The sequence below is a fragment of the Rhizobium sp. LjRoot98 genome (assembly GCF_964252935.1).
Lineage (GTDB): Bacteria > Pseudomonadota > Alphaproteobacteria > Rhizobiales > Rhizobiaceae > Pararhizobium.
In genome coordinates this window covers 110,671-124,699 of record NZ_CAXUPW020000001.1, presented here as the reverse complement: position 1 = coordinate 124,699, position 14,029 = coordinate 110,671, and the positions used below count along the sequence as shown (strand labels likewise).

General features: G+C 60.1%; 15 protein-coding genes. 4 read left to right on the top strand and 11 right to left on the bottom strand.

Going from position 1 to position 14,029, the window contains the following annotated elements:
- Positions 1-20 precede the first annotated feature (20 nt).
- Both ACSQ3J_RS00645 and ACSQ3J_RS00640 read right to left on the bottom strand, forming a co-directional pair.
- Positions 21-1,196: a glycosyltransferase family 4 protein gene (locus tag ACSQ3J_RS00645; protein ID WP_060502229.1), complete on the bottom strand. Its 1,176-nt coding sequence runs from the start codon at positions 1,194-1,196 to the stop codon at positions 21-23.
- Positions 1,197-1,200: 4 nt separating this feature from the next.
- Entirely contained in the window at positions 1,201-1,761 is a 561-nt protein-coding gene (locus tag ACSQ3J_RS00640) for a polysaccharide biosynthesis/export family protein (RefSeq protein WP_244481908.1), read from the bottom strand.
- Positions 1,762-1,992: 231 nt separating this feature from the next.
- Here ACSQ3J_RS00640 and ACSQ3J_RS00635 point away from each other — a divergent pair, with 231 nt between their 5' ends.
- A complete protein-coding gene (locus ACSQ3J_RS00635) occupies positions 1,993-4,182 on the top strand; it encodes a GumC family protein (protein WP_436038517.1) in 2,190 nt (729 codons plus the stop codon).
- A 15-nt stretch (positions 4,183-4,197) separates the two neighbouring features.
- Here ACSQ3J_RS00635 and ACSQ3J_RS00630 read toward each other — a convergent pair whose 3' ends face one another.
- Entirely contained in the window at positions 4,198-5,469 is a 1,272-nt protein-coding gene (locus tag ACSQ3J_RS00630) for a GNAT family N-acetyltransferase (RefSeq protein ID WP_082511971.1), read from the bottom strand.
- Positions 5,470-5,796: 327 nt separating this feature from the next.
- On the opposite strand from ACSQ3J_RS00630, the gene ACSQ3J_RS00625 reads away from it, so the two are divergent.
- Positions 5,797-6,447, top strand: coding sequence for a CatB-related O-acetyltransferase (locus ACSQ3J_RS00625; protein ID WP_060502166.1), 651 nt, complete (start codon positions 5,797-5,799; stop codon positions 6,445-6,447).
- On the opposite strand, the gene ACSQ3J_RS00620 is transcribed toward ACSQ3J_RS00625, so the two are convergent.
- On the bottom strand, positions 6,444-7,187 hold the full coding sequence (locus ACSQ3J_RS00620) for a metallophosphoesterase family protein (protein WP_060502165.1): 744 nt from the start codon (positions 7,185-7,187) through the stop codon (positions 6,444-6,446). The two genes, ACSQ3J_RS00625 and ACSQ3J_RS00620, sit on opposite strands and share 4 nt — an antisense overlap.
- 16 nt (positions 7,188-7,203) lie before the next feature.
- Positions 7,204-7,416, bottom strand: a complete 213-nt coding sequence (locus tag ACSQ3J_RS00615; protein ID WP_037107608.1) for a DUF2842 domain-containing protein — start codon at positions 7,414-7,416, stop codon at positions 7,204-7,206.
- A gap of 176 nt (positions 7,417-7,592) precedes the next feature.
- On the opposite strand from ACSQ3J_RS00615, the gene ACSQ3J_RS00610 reads away from it, so the two are divergent.
- The gene (locus tag ACSQ3J_RS00610) at positions 7,593-8,696 is read left to right on the top strand and encodes a COX15/CtaA family protein (protein ID WP_060502164.1); all 1,104 of its coding nucleotides are present in this window, start codon (positions 7,593-7,595) and stop codon (positions 8,694-8,696) included.
- Here ACSQ3J_RS00610 and ACSQ3J_RS00605 read toward each other — a convergent pair whose 3' ends face one another.
- From ACSQ3J_RS00605 to ACSQ3J_RS00590, 4 genes are all read right to left on the bottom strand, one after another.
- Positions 8,697-9,488, bottom strand: coding sequence for a sulfite exporter TauE/SafE family protein (locus tag ACSQ3J_RS00605; RefSeq protein ID WP_060502163.1), 792 nt, complete (start codon positions 9,486-9,488; stop codon positions 8,697-8,699).
- Positions 9,489-9,551: 63 nt separating this feature from the next.
- Positions 9,552-10,484, bottom strand: coding sequence for an N-acetyl-gamma-glutamyl-phosphate reductase (argC, locus tag ACSQ3J_RS00600; RefSeq protein ID WP_060502162.1), 933 nt, complete (start codon positions 10,482-10,484; stop codon positions 9,552-9,554).
- 93 nt (positions 10,485-10,577) lie between these two features.
- Entirely contained in the window at positions 10,578-11,534 is a 957-nt protein-coding gene (gene speB, locus ACSQ3J_RS00595) for an agmatinase (protein ID WP_060502161.1), read from the bottom strand.
- A gap of 81 nt (positions 11,535-11,615) precedes the next feature.
- Positions 11,616-12,407, bottom strand: a complete 792-nt coding sequence (locus ACSQ3J_RS00590) for a phenylalanine 4-monooxygenase (protein WP_060502160.1) — start codon at positions 12,405-12,407, stop codon at positions 11,616-11,618.
- 122 nt (positions 12,408-12,529) lie between these two features.
- Between ACSQ3J_RS00590 and ACSQ3J_RS00585 the strand changes: the two genes are divergently transcribed.
- The gene (locus ACSQ3J_RS00585) at positions 12,530-12,991 is read left to right on the top strand and encodes an Lrp/AsnC family transcriptional regulator (protein WP_060502159.1); all 462 of its coding nucleotides are present in this window, start codon (positions 12,530-12,532) and stop codon (positions 12,989-12,991) included.
- 63 nt (positions 12,992-13,054) lie between these two features.
- Here the strand turns inward: ACSQ3J_RS00585 and rpsI are convergent, their stop codons facing one another.
- Both rpsI and rplM read right to left on the bottom strand, forming a co-directional pair.
- Positions 13,055-13,522 (bottom strand): 30S ribosomal protein S9, encoded by a 468-nt coding sequence (rpsI, locus tag ACSQ3J_RS00580; RefSeq protein ID WP_060502158.1) that lies wholly within the window; start codon positions 13,520-13,522, stop codon positions 13,055-13,057.
- 2 nt (positions 13,523-13,524) lie between these two features.
- A complete protein-coding gene (gene rplM, locus ACSQ3J_RS00575) occupies positions 13,525-13,989 on the bottom strand; it encodes a 50S ribosomal protein L13 (protein WP_060502157.1) in 465 nt (154 codons plus the stop codon).
- Positions 13,990-14,029 lie beyond the last annotated feature (40 nt).

The window sequence follows — 14,029 nt, the reverse complement described above, 5'->3', positions numbered from 1 at the left end:
AGAAAGCCCCTAAGAAACGTTTACGGGTTTTTGGCGGGTGTTCCGCGTCCGGTGACCTTTTCCGGTACAAGCTGGCGGTAGAGCCGCATCATGCTGGCAGACATCGTCGAGGTTGCAAAGGCGGCCTTAAAGATACCGGCCTCCGGCATCACCTTCGTGGCCCAGTTCTTCTCCGTCATCGCCGCCGTCATCACTTCGGCAAGCGATTGCGCATCGCTGGGCGTGGCAAGGGCAGCATTTTGGGTACCGAGAATTTCCGGAATGCCGCCTACGCGTGCGGCGATCACCGGTTTGCGGGCGGCCAGAGCCTCCAGAACGATATAGGGCATGGATTCGGCGCGCGATGGTACGACGACGTTGCGGGTAAAGGCGAAGGCGTCGCGTGCCTTCATGGCTGGCAGCATCTCGATGCGGCGGCCAAGACCGCGCTCCAGCATCATCTGTTCATACTCGTCTTTTTGCGGGCCATCGCCGATCATCATCGCGGACAAGGGCCTGCCGATAGCCCGCTCGGTTCTGGCAAAGGCATCGATGAAGAGATCAGGTCCCTTCAGGTCACGCAGCATGCCGATGTAAAGAAAATCCACCGCATCGGCGCGGGCATAGACAGTCTCGAAGTCACGGTCGTCGATACCGTTATAGATGCGTTCGCTGCGGGTTTTCGGCTTGCCGACCTTGGCCTCGTAGGTCTGGCGTTCGAAATCGCAGACAAAGACGATGGCGTCCGTCAGGTATTCCTGGAGACGCTCGAGCAGGAATACGATCTTTCCCGAGGGCTTCGCTCTGCTATAGTGCAAGCTGCCGCCGTGCGGCGAATAAAGGCGGGCAACGCAATACCTGTTCACCCGCAAGGCTGAGCCGATTATCCGGGCCAGAGCGCCACCTTTGGCGCCGTGACCATGCAGGATATCCGGCTGCAAACTTCTGATTTCCTTGTAACTTTTCCACATTGCTGCGAAATCTGCCGGGCCGATGGACCGGCGGATCGGCAAACGGACGAGACCGAGTGCCAGAAAAGGTCTTATCTCGTCGAAAAGTGCGTCCTCATAGCTTCCGCCCGTCGTGCTGTCGCAGACGATGCCGACCTCATGGCCCTGCCGCGCGTGTGCTTCCGCCAGATCGCGGACATGGCGGAAGATTCCACCGATCGGTGATCTGAAACAATGGATGATGCGCAGCGGCTGTGGGTCCGGCATGCCGTCAGAACAGCCGCTCGCGTACATAGATCGTGTCGCCGGCCATGATCGGGTCGGAGATCGACACGCGGCCGGTCAGGATGCGGCCATTGATCTTGCGGGTAACATCGACATTGGCCTGGTTGGCGCGTGGCGAATAACCGCCGGCAACAGCGATGGCGTTTTGAACCGTCATGCCCGGCACATAGGAATATTGCCCGGCCTGGCCGACTTCACCCATGATGAAGACGGAGCGGTAACGATCGACCTCGATCGTCACGTCCGGATCGCGCAAATAGCCTTCGCGCAGTTTGCTGGCGATGGTCTTTTCCATTTCGGGCAGGGTATGCCCGCGCGACGGAACGGCGCCGATCAGCGGGAAGGCGACATAGCCTGCCTGATCGACGGTGTAGCTGCCGGTGAGGCCCGCCTGTTCGAAGACGCTGATGCGCAGCCGGTCGCCGCTATCGACGCGATAGGGCTGGATGGTTGCTTCATGGAAAGCCTTCGGCGCGGGCTGGTAGCTGCTGCACCCTGAAATTGCAAGGCACAGCGAGAGTACGGCCAAGGCGGGGCCTGTTTTCATGCGGGCGGATGTCATCGGGCTCTCGCGTTCCGGAAACCATGTCATGGACTGATGTTATCAATCCGTTAGGGTTAATAGCCGGTAAAGGCCGCAAAGATTTTCAGGAGAGGAGATGTGTTTGCGCCTTCGTCGGGTGCGTTGCATAAGTTGTACTGCCGAAATCGCATTAACTGTTGCGTTACCATGTTTGTTTACGGTGGCGCAGAGTTGTGAAGGTTCGAGGTAAAACGCATGCCGGGCGTCAACGACGGTCATCAGGATGTAGATATCGATCTCGCCGGGCTTTTCCGCGCCATCTGGCGTCGGCGGGGCAGGGTGCTGTTGGCAACCGTTGCGTTCAGCGGTCTGGCCTTTATAGGCGCCAGCCTGATGAGCCCGGAATTCGAGGGTGAGGCGCGGCTTCTGATCGAATCGCGTCAGGCCGAGTTCAGTGGCGCCAATCAGGCGCCGCCGCAGACGGCCGATAGCCCGTTCGACGAATCCGGCATTTCCAGCCAGGTGCAGGTATTGCGCTCGGCCGATCTGATCAAACAGGTCGCCCGCGAGATGAAATTGTACGAGCTGCCGGAGTTCGACCCGACCGCGAAGCCGTCGGCGGTCTCCGATGTGCTGGTGATGTTCGGCATCAAGAAGAATCCGCTCGATATGGCGCCCGAAGAGCGCGTCCTGAAGGAATTCCAAAAGAAACTGCAGGTCTATCAGGTGGAGAAATCGCGGGTAATCGCGGTGCAGTTCACGTCGGAAGACCCGAAGCTGGCTGCCGCTATCCCGAATGCGATGGCCAAGGTCTTCCTGTCGCTGCAAAGCGGCGCCAAGCTCGATTCCAATTCGGAGGCTAGCCGCTGGCTGGAGCCGGAAATCGCCAATCTGCGTGAAAAGGTGCGCGATGCGGAGGCCAAGGTTGCCGATTATCGCGCCTCGTCCGATCTGCTTTTGACCGGCGAAACCGGCGGCACATTTGCAACCAAGCAACTGAACGACATTTCGACCGAGCTTGCCCGCGTGCGCGGCGAGCGAGCCAATGCCGAGGCGCGTGCGGAAAACGTCCGCACTGCGCTTGCCAGTGGCCGGGCCGTCGATACGCTGAACGATGTCGTCGCCTCGCCGATGATCCAGCGGCTGAAGGAAACCGAATCCAATATCCAGGGCCAGATTGCCGATCTGTCGACGACACTGCTTGATGGGCATCCACGCCTGAAGGGGCTGAAATCCCAGCTTCAAGGAATCAGGACGCAGATTCTCGGTGAAACCAAGAAAATCCTTGGCAGCCTCGAAAATGAGGCGACGGTTTCCCAGTTGCGGGAACGCCAGCTGGTTGCCCAGCTCAACACGTTGAAGGCAAGATCGGCCAAGGCCGGCGAGGACGAAGTCGGATTACGGGCGCTGGAACGGGAAGCCACGGCACAGCGGCAACTGCTGGAAACCTACCTGGCGCGCTATCGCGAGGCGACGTCGCGCAGCGGTGAAAATGCGGCCCCCGCCGACGCGCGCGTCATTTCGCAGGCGGTTGAGCCGACGGAAGTCAGCTTTCCCAAAGTCCTGCCGATCACGATCGTCGCTGCCTTTGCCAGCTTCCTCGTCAGCTGCGTCGTCATCATGCTCTCCGAACTGTTCAGTGGCAGGGCCTTGCGTCCGGTTGGCCGCAGGGGCGAGGAGATGTTCGACGAAGAGCCGTTCGAAGTCCAGCCGGCGGAAATCCAGCCGGTGCCGGAAACTGTCACCCGTCCGGTGCCTGCGCAGGCGGCGCCGGTTGTCGCGCGGGAACCGATACCCGCAGCGGCAGTTGCAGCCGAACCGGCAGAGCTTGAAATCACAGCGCCGGAAGAGGACGATTTTTCGATTGCCTCCGTTGCCGGCCATCTGAGCGCCGACGACGTGCGTGTCGCGATCTCCGTATCGCCGGCGGGCGACGAGGGCTCAGTGAATGCAGTGGCATTGGCGCGAATGGTGGCTGAAGAGGGGCGCAAGATCGTGCTGATCGACCTGACAGGCTCTGCTTGCCCGACACGCCTGATGACCCAGACGGCGGATCTCGCCGGGATCACCAATCTGTTGGTTGGCGAAGTTCCTTTCACGGAAACGATCCATGCCGACCGGTTGTCGGATGCGCATATCATTCCTCAGGGCGATGCCGATCCGCTACAGGCTATGCGCGGCATAGAGCGCCTGCAGATGATCATCGATGCCCTGTCCAACGCGTATGACACGGTGCTGATCGAATGCGGGCCGGCCGATGTGAATGCGATCCGCAGGGTGACGCGCGCGCGCGATACGCAGATCATCATTTCGGCGCCAGATGTCGACAACGAGGAGATCATCGACCTCATTACCGGTTTCGGCGAAGCGGGTTTCGGCGAGATCGTGTTGATGACGGGAACGGGCTATCCGCAACCGGGAAGTTCAGGCCGCCGGGCGGCCTGATCGATAGCGATCGTTTCAGTCGCCGTCCGTGTCCGGCACAGCTGCCACGCCCGGCGCTTGCCGGCGCTGGCGCAACCGCTGCAGAAAAGCATAGGCCTTCCTGTTTTTCTTGATGCCGGATTTCATTCGGACAACGGCGCGATGCACTGACGCGGCCAGGCGCCCGCGCAGCGTTAATGGCAGGACGATATCACGCTGGATGGTCTCGACCGTGCACCAGGAGCGCTTGTAGCCCTGGTCGCCGATGCCGAAATCAAACAGGCTGATCCCTTCGGCATTGCATTTGCGGATGATCAGGTAAAACAGCAGCTCGCCCGGGCTGGCGTCCGCGGCGATATCCTCGTCGATCGATCCGAACTGGCAGATGACGTGATCGCCCTTGCGTGACAATCCGGCAATGGCAACGATGCGGCCATTGCCGTGTCCACGCAGACGGATCGCATTGAGTTCAAGCGGTTGGCCGTCACCGGTTGGCTCCACGGCCGCGAGCGCATGGAAAAAGGCCTGCGTTTCCATGTCCTGAAAGACGTTGGGCAGGCCAAGCGCCTTGAAGCGGATGGCCTTCTGTTCGAAGAACAGGTCGAGGATCTGCCGCCGTTCCGTGCAGGTGGTGGCAACAACGTGCTCGTAGCCTCCCATTGCCTCCAGCCGCTTTTCCGAAACGCGGAATTTCTTGCGCCGCCGTTTGGCATTCAGCTGCGCGAGCGTCGCTTCGAAATTTTCAAGAAGCGGCAACTGGAACGATGCATTCTGGTTGCGAACCGCAGGCAGGGAGGCGAGCGGGTGGCGTGTGCCATGCCAATCGAACGGCATTTTCTCCAGCGTCACGATATCGGCAACCCGCGACAGCTTGGCTGAGAGATCGGCAATCAGCTCCGCCGCCAGCTTGGGGCAGGTGACCGGATCGAAATCCTCTGCGAAAAGGCCGGTATTGATGTTGCTGTGCGGTGAGCCGATGAAACGGGCCGTGCGGAAGAACCGGCCGCGAACAAGCTCCAGCGGCAGGATGAAGACTGTCTTCTGGCCAATCCTGCCACGTACCAAAAGCAGCTGATTGGCATGTGTCGCAGCCCAGGCGGCGCACCAGTCGAAGCCCTGATGCAGGGATGCGGCGGAGGAGGCCTCCAGCGCGCGCCAGTCCACCTCCAGCGCGTGCATGTTGACATGCACGCTCAATGTCAGCCCCTCGGCAACCGCAATGTCGCGGACCTGCTCGCGCCGGCCATGCATGACATGGCGGCGAGCCTTGCTCACGGGCATGATGTTGAAGTCCACGTCGGTCATGATCGTTTGCGGTTCCGGGCCGGGATGACGTCTCATCTAGACCGAGCATGCGCTTATTTTCATTTAAATGGGACGGGCAGCCGACGAGCTACCCCGGATTTCATCAAATGCGGTTACCGAATGGATAAGATCAACCGGCACCTGTAGGCGCGCTACCGGGGCTGCCGAAGCGTTGGATTTTTGACGCCATCCTTGTTACAACCGATGTCTGTTTTCATGGAGAGACCGATGCGCCACTGAACGAGGTTTGGACAATTCGCGGCAATCCCTGCGCGTTTCCAGGCCGCTCTATGTCACCATGACCGTTGGACATAAAGGTGGAGTATCCCCATGCCTGAACATCAAGACACGCCGGATTCCGGCGCGGTCCATCCCGTTGCCGCTTTCCCGCAGGTCGGCTTTCTCAAGAACATCATCCGTTCACCGCTGATCAGCGCCGGCGATTTCAGCTATTACGACGATCCGGCCGGGCCGGAGCATTTCGAGGAAAAATGCGTCCTCTACCACTATGATTTCATCGGCGACCGGCTGGATATCGGCCGTTACTGCGCCCTGGCGCAGGGTGTGACGTTCATCATGAACGGTGCCAATCATGCCATGCAGGGGTTTTCGACTTATCCCTTCAGCGTCTTTCCCGGTGCATGGCGCGATGGTTTTGACCTTAGCCTTTATGCCAGCGGCTACCGGGGTGACACCACGGTTGGAAACGACGTGTGGATTGGAACCAAGGCCACGATCCTGCCGGGCGTGACAATTGGCAATGGTGCCATCATCGGCGCTCACGCGGTGGTCGCCAAGGATGTGCCGCCCTACAGCGTCGTCGCCGGAAATCCGGGCAGGGTAATCAAACAGCGTTTTCCTGACGATATAGTCGAACGCCTTCAGGCCGTTGCCTGGTGGAACTGGCCGGTTGACAAGGTCACCCGTCACATTGCCGCAATCACCGGCGCGGATATCGAGATGCTCGAAAAGGCCGTTTAATCGCCGACCCAGCCCGTGGCGAGCGCGTTTGCCCATGCGGTGCGGCCGCGTGAACGAGCAAGTTTCGACATCGCCATGTGATCGTAGGAAACACGCCGGAAGGCAACGGTCCAGTGACCGTCCGTCTTTTCAAGAATGGCGTAGGATGCGTCGGGCGAGCCGGTCTCGACTTTGTGGAAAACCGGTTCGTCATCGTCATATCCCGGACAGCCAACGCTGCCGGGGTTGACGATCAGCCGGCCGTCGGCAAGCCGAACGGCGCGGGGAATATGGGTGTGGCCGCAGAGGATGACGGGAAGGTCGATCCCTTTTGCTAACTCTTCGATGCGTTCCCGGCTGGACATGTGCACCACGCCTTCGGCCGTCAGGTCCTCAAGCCAGTAGGTGAGGTCGTCCTTGGGCGTCGCATGGCAGAGAAACAATTCTTGGCGGTGAACCAGTGTCGCGGGCAGGGCGCGCAGCCAGTCGAGATGGTGCGGCTGCAGTTCCGCATGCGCCATGCTGTCGGAAAGCCCCATCTTGGCCGTTTCAAGCGACACAAGCCAGCGATCGTGGTTGCCGCGAATCGACGGGAAATCGCGTGCCATCAGAATGTCGGCGGTGCGGGCCACATTCATGGGACCGCTCAGGTGATCGCCGAGATTGACCACGTCGCCGATGCCCTGCGCCGCAATGTCGGCAAGCACGGCTTCGAGGGCAAGGTCGTTACCGTGGATATCGGCGATCACTGCGATCTTCATGATTTCGTCTTTCGGTTCAGCGTGGTTTGGCGGGCTTTTCCATCCACTTGATGATCAGCATCGCGGGTAGAATCCACAACAGGCCGGTAAAGAAGAAATAGGCGAGATGGATCCACCACGGCGAGGTGCCAAGCAGAAGCGAGGCAAAAGTGGTGGCCGCCAGCGCATAGACGATGACGAGGATGATGATCAGGACCGTGCCGATCAGTTTTCTCAGGCGAACAGGCATTCAGGACTTTCCGGTTGGCAGGTTTCGCAGGACAAATTGCCGCGACGGCATGCCGCAAAGGGGTAAGCCTTGTTTTGCATGCTGCTCTGGTGCAAATCAACGGCTTTGATGCATGCGCCCCAGGACAAAGTGCCTTTAACCGGCCCGGCCATGTATTTTGATAAGTGGAGGCCTTGATGGCAAGCGCGGATTTGGCGACGGAACGGCGCCTTTTGAACGAGATCGATACGGTAAGCCGCAATCGCATCCAGATCAGGATCTGGCTGGGCATCGTCGTTTTGGTGCTGTTCGGACTGGTGCTTGTCGGCGGCGCGACGCGGCTGACGGAATCCGGCCTGTCGATCACCCAGTGGAAGCCGATCCACGGCGTCATCCCGCCGCTCACCGCTGCCGAATGGCAGGAGGAGTTCGAGCTTTACAAGCAGATCCCGCAATACGAGCAGATCAACAGCGACATGACCGTGGAAGGGTTCAAGACCATCTTCTGGTGGGAATGGGCGCACCGGCTGTTGGCTCGCTCGATCGGTCTGATCTTCGCACTGCCGCTGGCCTTCTTCTGGATTCGCGGACAGATCGAGCCGCGGCTCAAACTGCCGCTGCTCGGCATTCTGGCGCTGGGCGGGTTTCAGGGCTTCATTGGCTGGTGGATGGTCTCCTCCGGCCTTGCCGATCGCACCGAGGTCAGCCAGTACCGGCTGGCCATCCATCTCATCATCGCCTGTCTGATCTTCGTCTCCTGCATCTGGATCGGCAGGGGACTGGCGCCGCATGCCAACGATCTGGCACCGACGAAAAGCTCGAAGAAGATGGCTGCGATCATCGCCTGCATGGCGTTGTTCCAGATCTATCTGGGCGCGCTGGTTGCAGGACTTGATGCCGGCCTCTCCTACAATACCTGGCCATTGATGGACGGCGCATTCGTGCCGTCGGACCTGTTCATCCAACAACCCGCCTGGCTCAACCTGTTCGAAAATCCGAAGACCGTGCAGTTCGTCCACCGTATCGGTGCCTATGTGCTGTTTGCGTTCGTTCTGATGCACATGATCGCCTCGTTGCGCAACGCACCGGAAACGACGCATGCGCGCCGGTCCGTTCTGCTGTTCGTACTGGTGACGATCCAGGCGATGATCGGCATCATGACGCTGCTTTTGCAGGTGCCGGTCGGCTGGGGTGTGGCCCATCAGGGTGGCGCGCTGGTCGTGCTCGGTTTTGCCATCGCTCACTGGCGGGCGTTTATCGGCGAATATCCGCGGCCGCTGGAAATCGAAGTCCGCACCTGATCAGCGCAGCAGCCCGTCCAGCGCGGGCATGCCGAGAATGGCGGATGCGCCGATCAGGACATAGCAGATGATGCGGAATGTCGATGGTTTGGCGAGGCCGAACAGGCGGGAGCCGGCGTAAAGACCGCCGGCATAGAGCGGCAGGACGACCAGCGTCAGCGCAAAGACCTGTTCGACGAACAGGCCGCCGATCAGGTAGGTTACGGCTGTCAGCGCCGAGGAAATGACGAAATAGAGCATCAGGTTGGAGCGGATCACCAGCATGTCGCTGGCGCCGCTCAGCCAATAGGCGACGACCGGTGGGCCGCCGAGTTGCGCCGCGCCGCTGAAAACTCCGGCTATGCCGCCGACACCGGCCGTCAGCGGCGCGCGCGGTTGCCCGTGATAGCGCCAGCCGGAGACCAACAGGATCAGCATCAGTGCCGAAACGACCGTGATCGCCCAGCGCAGGATCAGAGGATCGGCGAGTGCCAAGGCCGCTGTGCCAAGCGGCACGCCGATCAGTGCGCCGGATGCCATGGTGAAGACCTCGCGCCGGTTGGCACCGCGCCAGGCGGCTGGAAGCATACCAGCTGCCGCAATCGTATCGATCACCAGCAGAACTGGCGAAATGATCTTCGGGCCTACGATTGAACCGCCGACCGGGATCAGGATAAGGGCGGCACCAAAGCCGGAAAAGCCGCGGGCAAGACCGGCAATGAAGGTGCAGACAAGCAGCGCATAGAGCCCGTGCTCCGGCAACGCGGTGGCGATTCTTGCCAGAAGGGTCGCGAAAAAGCCGGTATCGCCCATGTCAGTTCAAATACCCCTGCGCGCGAGCGAGCGCCCGATGGGCGCTCCGTGCTGCTATGTCTCTCAGGCCGACAGCATCAGGTCCATGTTCTGCACCGCAGCGCCCGAAGCGCCCTTGCCGAGATTGTCGAGCAGGGCAACCAGATTGACCTGTTCGCCGCCGTCCGAGCCGAACACGAACAGCTTCATCGTGTCCTTGCCGGCAAGCTCGACGGCATCGACGCGCGCCATCTTCGTGCTGACGTCCAATGGCACGACCTCGACGATTGATTGGCCTGCGTAATGGGCAGAGAGAGCAGCGTGGATGGTCTCGAGTGTTGCGCTGCCGTTCAGCTGATCGAGGAACAACGGTACTTGCACGATCATGCCCTGCGGGAAGCGGCCGACGGAGGGCGAGAAGATCGGCGCGCGATCGAGCATGCCGTGGATCTGCATTTCCGGCACATGCTTGTGCTTGAGCGTCAGGCCGTAAAGGAAGTTCGGCGAGCTGATCCGATCGGGATTGGCCGGGTCTTCCATCTGCGCGATCATCTGCTTGCCGCCACCGGTATAGCCGGAAACGGCATTGACCGTGATCGGATAGTCTTGCGGCAGGATACCGGCTTGGCGCAGCGGGCGGATAAGGCCGATAGCGCCGGTCGGATAGCAGCCGGGATTGGCGACGAGGCGGGCATCGCGGATTTTCGCCGTCTGCGCCTTGTCCATTTCGGCAAAGCCATAGGCCCAGTCCGGCGCGATGCGATAGGCTGTCGAGGTGTCGATGATGCGCACCTTGTTGTTGCCTTCGAGCATGGTGACGGCCTGTTTTGAGGCGTCGTCCGGCAGGCAGAGGATCGCGACATCGGCGCTGTTCAAGAGATCTTCGCGAATGGCGGCATTGCGGCGTTCCGCTTCCGGAATGGACAGCAGTTCCACATCCGAGCGGCCAGCCATGCGGCTGCGGATCTGCAGCCCCGTTGTGCCGTGTTCGCCATCGATAAAGATCTTCGGTTTCATGGTTTTATCCTGTCCTGCCAAGGGATTATCGGGTCTTCCGGAATCACTTTGGCATGCAATTGAATCAGTTTGACAACAGGGCGGCCCCAGTCGCTATCCGCGCCGCTCCGCCAGCTGTTCGGCATGAAGGCCGAGCATATACATTGCGATGGTTGAACCGGCAATGGCGGTGATATCGGCATGGTCATAGGCGGGTGCCACCTCGACGACATCGGCGCCCTTGATCGTCAGCGCGCCAAGTTTGCGGATCACCGAGAGGATCTTTGCCGAGGACGGGCCGCCTGCGACCGGTGTTCCGGTACCTGGCGCATAGGCGGGGTCGAGGCAGTCGATATCGAAGGTAAGGTAGGCCGGACGGTCACCGACATGGCGCAGGATGACGTCAGCAATGTCACCGGCACTCATTTCCTCCAGATCGTAGCCATAGAGAATGCGGATCCCGCAATCATCAGGCGCATGCGTGCGGATGCCGAGTTGGATCGAGCTTGCTGTGTCGATCAGGCCTTCGCGTGCCGCGCGGCCGACGAAGGAGCCGTGGTCGATCCGGCCCTTCTCGTCCGCCCAGGTATCCTGATGGGCATCGAACTGGACAAGCGAGAGGGGACCGTGCACGGCGGCGTGGGCGCGCAACAACGGCAGGGTGACGAAATGATCACCGCCGAGCGTCAGCAGGAAGGCACCACTTTTCAGAATGGTTTCCGCTTCTGAACGGATGGTTTCCGGCGTGGCGGCATGATGACCGTAGTCGAGCAGGCAATCGCCATAGTCGATCGTCGCCATGTCTTCGAACAGGTCGCGCTCGAACGGGTACTGCGGATCATTGTCGAAGATCGCGGAGGCGCGGCGGATGGCCTGCGGCCCGAAGCGGGCGCCGGGCCGATTGGAGGTCGCCGCGTCGAACGGGATGCCCCAGACGACGGCATCGACGCCCTTCAGGCTCTTCGTGTATTTCCGGCGCATGAAGGACAGGATGCCGGCATGGGTGGGATCCGTTGCGGCACTCTTCAGTGATGTGGCGGTGATTGCGTGGTCTATCGTCTTGTTGGCCATGATCGGTCCCGTCTGTTGTGTGGCCAGACGTTGGACAATCGGTGGCGGGAAGGCAAGACCCGGATTATCGCAATCGATCTTTCAGGAGGCCTTGGCTTCGTAAGTCGGCGCGAAATCGCCGAGCGATTTTGCCTTTTCAATCATCGCGCCGATATCCTGCTCAACGATCGCTTCCAGATCGGCAAAGCTGTCGATGACATAATAGATCGGCTGGACAATATCGATGCGATAGGGGGTTCTGAGCACACTCATCAGATCAAATGGCCGGAATTCGCATTCCGTGCCGTCCATCGCCGCCTTTGCTTCGCTGGGCGATGAAACGATGCCCGCGCCAAAACAGCGGCGGCCTTGCGGCGTGTTGATCAGGCCGAATTCGACCGTGAACCAGAAGATGCGGAACAGGTGCCAGGAATAGCCCTTGCCCAGCTTGACGGCGGCTTCACCGAAATGGCGGACGAAATTGGCGTAGCTCTGGTTGGTGAGCAGCGGGCAGTGGCCGAAGACCTCATGGAACAGGTCCGGTTCCTCGATATAGTCGATATGCTCGCGGCGGCGCAGAAAGGTGGCGAGCGGGAATTTGCCTTGGCTCAGCAGTTCGTAGAAGCGCGAGGGTGGAATAAGAGCTGGCACGCCTTCGACGCCAAATCCGGTCGTCTCATGCAGGCGGCGGTCGACATCGGCAAGCTGCGGCACCTTGTCGGCCTTGAGCCCAAGGGTTTTGACCCCATCAAGATATTCCTGGCACGCCATGCCGGCAAGCAGCTTCATCTGGCGCTCATAGAGTTCGCCCCAGATGGCATCCTCTTCGGCGGTATAGGGATAAATCCCGTCCGGGCCGGGCAGTTTGGCGGTGTAGCTGCTTTCCTTGGTCATGGCGTCGATCCTCCCAGATGCACGTTTCCCTGCAATTATGCTCCGGGATCACAGGATTTTTCTTTCTTTCATGCTGGATATCTCCATAATCTTGGGAGGATTTTTCGGGGATATCTTCAAAAATGAAAGAATCTGGGAGTTTCCATCGCAAGCTTCTGCAGCTTGTCCAGGCCGACGGCAGCCTGTCTTTGGCCGATCTGGCGGAAAAGGCCGGCATGTCGCAGAGTTCGGCATGGCGCAAGATCCAGGAACTGGAGGCCGACGGGGTCATCCGCAAGCGCGTGACGCTGCTCGACCCCGGTAAACTCGATCTGAAGCTCTGCGTTATCGCGCATGTGACGCTGGAAGATCATCACGAGGAGGCGGTTGCCTCGTTCGCATCCGTGGTGCTGGAGCGGCCTGAAATCATGGAATGTTACGCGCTCTCCGGCGCTTTCGACTACATGCTGAAAATCCGGGCGAGCGATGTGGAAAACTATGAGGCGTTCATGACGCGCTATCTGATGCGCAATCCGCATGTGCGCACGGTGGTGTCGAGCTTCGTGCTGCGGGAATTGAAGTTTTCGACGGAACTGCCGCTCTAAGCACCGGACAAAGAAAAAGGCGGGACAAAGCCCGCCTTTTCCAAATCGTAATTCCTGAAACGATTAACGCTTCGAGAACTGGAACGAACGGCGGGCCTTGGCCTTACCGTACTTCTTACGCTCGACAACGCGGCTATCGCGGGTCAGGAAGCCACCCTTCTTCAGGACCGAGCGCAGGCCCGGTTCGAAGTAGGTGAGGGCCTTCGAGATGCCGTGACGAACGGCACCGGCCTGGCCGGAAAGACCGCCGCCTGCAACCGTTGCATCGATGTCGAACTGGCCGTCACGGGCAGCAGCAACGATCGGCTGGCGCAGGATCATCTGCAGAACCGGACGTGCGAAGTAGTGAGCGAACTCCTTGCCGTTGACGGTGATCTTGCCGGAGCCCGGCTTGACCCAGACGCGGGCGACGGCGTTCTTGCGCTTGCCGGTCGCATAGGAGCGGCCCTGAGCGTCAACTTTCTTGACATGAACCGGAGCCGAAGCTTCCGAAGCCGTGCCGAGGTCTTTCAGAGAAGAGAGATCAGCCACGATTAGGCGCTCCTTACGTTCTTGCTGTTCAGCTTGGCGACGTCGAGGACGGTCGGCTGCTGTGCTTCATGCGGATGGTTTGTGCCTGCGTAGACGCGCAGGTTCTTCATCTGGCGACGGCCAAGCGGACCACGCGGAACCATACGCTCGACAGCCTTCTCGAGAACGCGCTCCGGGAAGCGGCCTTCGATGATCTGGCGCGCGGTGCGCTCCTTGATGCCGCCCGGGTAACCGGTGTGCCAGTAGTACTTCTTGTCGGTGTACTTCTTGCCGGTCAGGACTGCCTTCTCGGCGTTGATCACGATGACATTGTCACCATCGTCAACGTGAGGAGTGTAAGTTGCCTTGTGCTTGCCACGCAGGATGTTGGCGATGATAGTGGCGACGCGGCCAACAACGAGGCCTTCGGCGTCGATGATGATCCACTTCTTCTCCACCTCTGCAGGCTTCTGAACGAAGGTTGACATGTTAAAACTCTTTCGTTGGAACCCGATACGTTGCCGCCGG

Coding starts and splice junctions, on each gene's coding strand:
- ACSQ3J_RS00615 (WP_037107608.1), bottom strand. CDS start 7,416: ATGCCTGTTCGCCTGAGAAAACTGATCGGCACGGTCCTGATCATCATC.
- ACSQ3J_RS00645 (WP_060502229.1), bottom strand. CDS start 1,196: ATGCCGGACCCACAGCCGCTGCGCATCATCCATTGTTTCAGATCACCG.
- ACSQ3J_RS00590 (WP_060502160.1), bottom strand. CDS start 12,407: ATGACCAAGGAAAGCAGCTACACCGCCAAACTGCCCGGCCCGGACGGG.
- rplM (WP_060502157.1), bottom strand. CDS start 13,989: ATGTCAACCTTCGTTCAGAAGCCTGCAGAGGTGGAGAAGAAGTGGATC.
- ACSQ3J_RS00605 (WP_060502163.1), bottom strand. CDS start 9,488: ATGGGCGATACCGGCTTTTTCGCGACCCTTCTGGCAAGAATCGCCACC.
- ACSQ3J_RS00625 (WP_060502166.1), top strand. CDS start 5,797: ATGCCTGAACATCAAGACACGCCGGATTCCGGCGCGGTCCATCCCGTT.
- ACSQ3J_RS00620 (WP_060502165.1), bottom strand. CDS start 7,187: ATGAAGATCGCAGTGATCGCCGATATCCACGGTAACGACCTTGCCCTC.
- argC (WP_060502162.1), bottom strand. CDS start 10,484: ATGAAACCGAAGATCTTTATCGATGGCGAACACGGCACAACGGGGCTG.
- ACSQ3J_RS00585 (WP_060502159.1), top strand. CDS start 12,530: ATGAAAGAATCTGGGAGTTTCCATCGCAAGCTTCTGCAGCTTGTCCAG.
- speB (WP_060502161.1), bottom strand. CDS start 11,534: ATGGCCAACAAGACGATAGACCACGCAATCACCGCCACATCACTGAAG.
- ACSQ3J_RS00635 (WP_436038517.1), top strand. CDS start 1,993: ATGCCGGGCGTCAACGACGGTCATCAGGATGTAGATATCGATCTCGCC.
- ACSQ3J_RS00640 (WP_244481908.1), bottom strand. CDS start 1,761: ATGAAAACAGGCCCCGCCTTGGCCGTACTCTCGCTGTGCCTTGCAATT.
- ACSQ3J_RS00610 (WP_060502164.1), top strand. CDS start 7,593: ATGGCAAGCGCGGATTTGGCGACGGAACGGCGCCTTTTGAACGAGATC.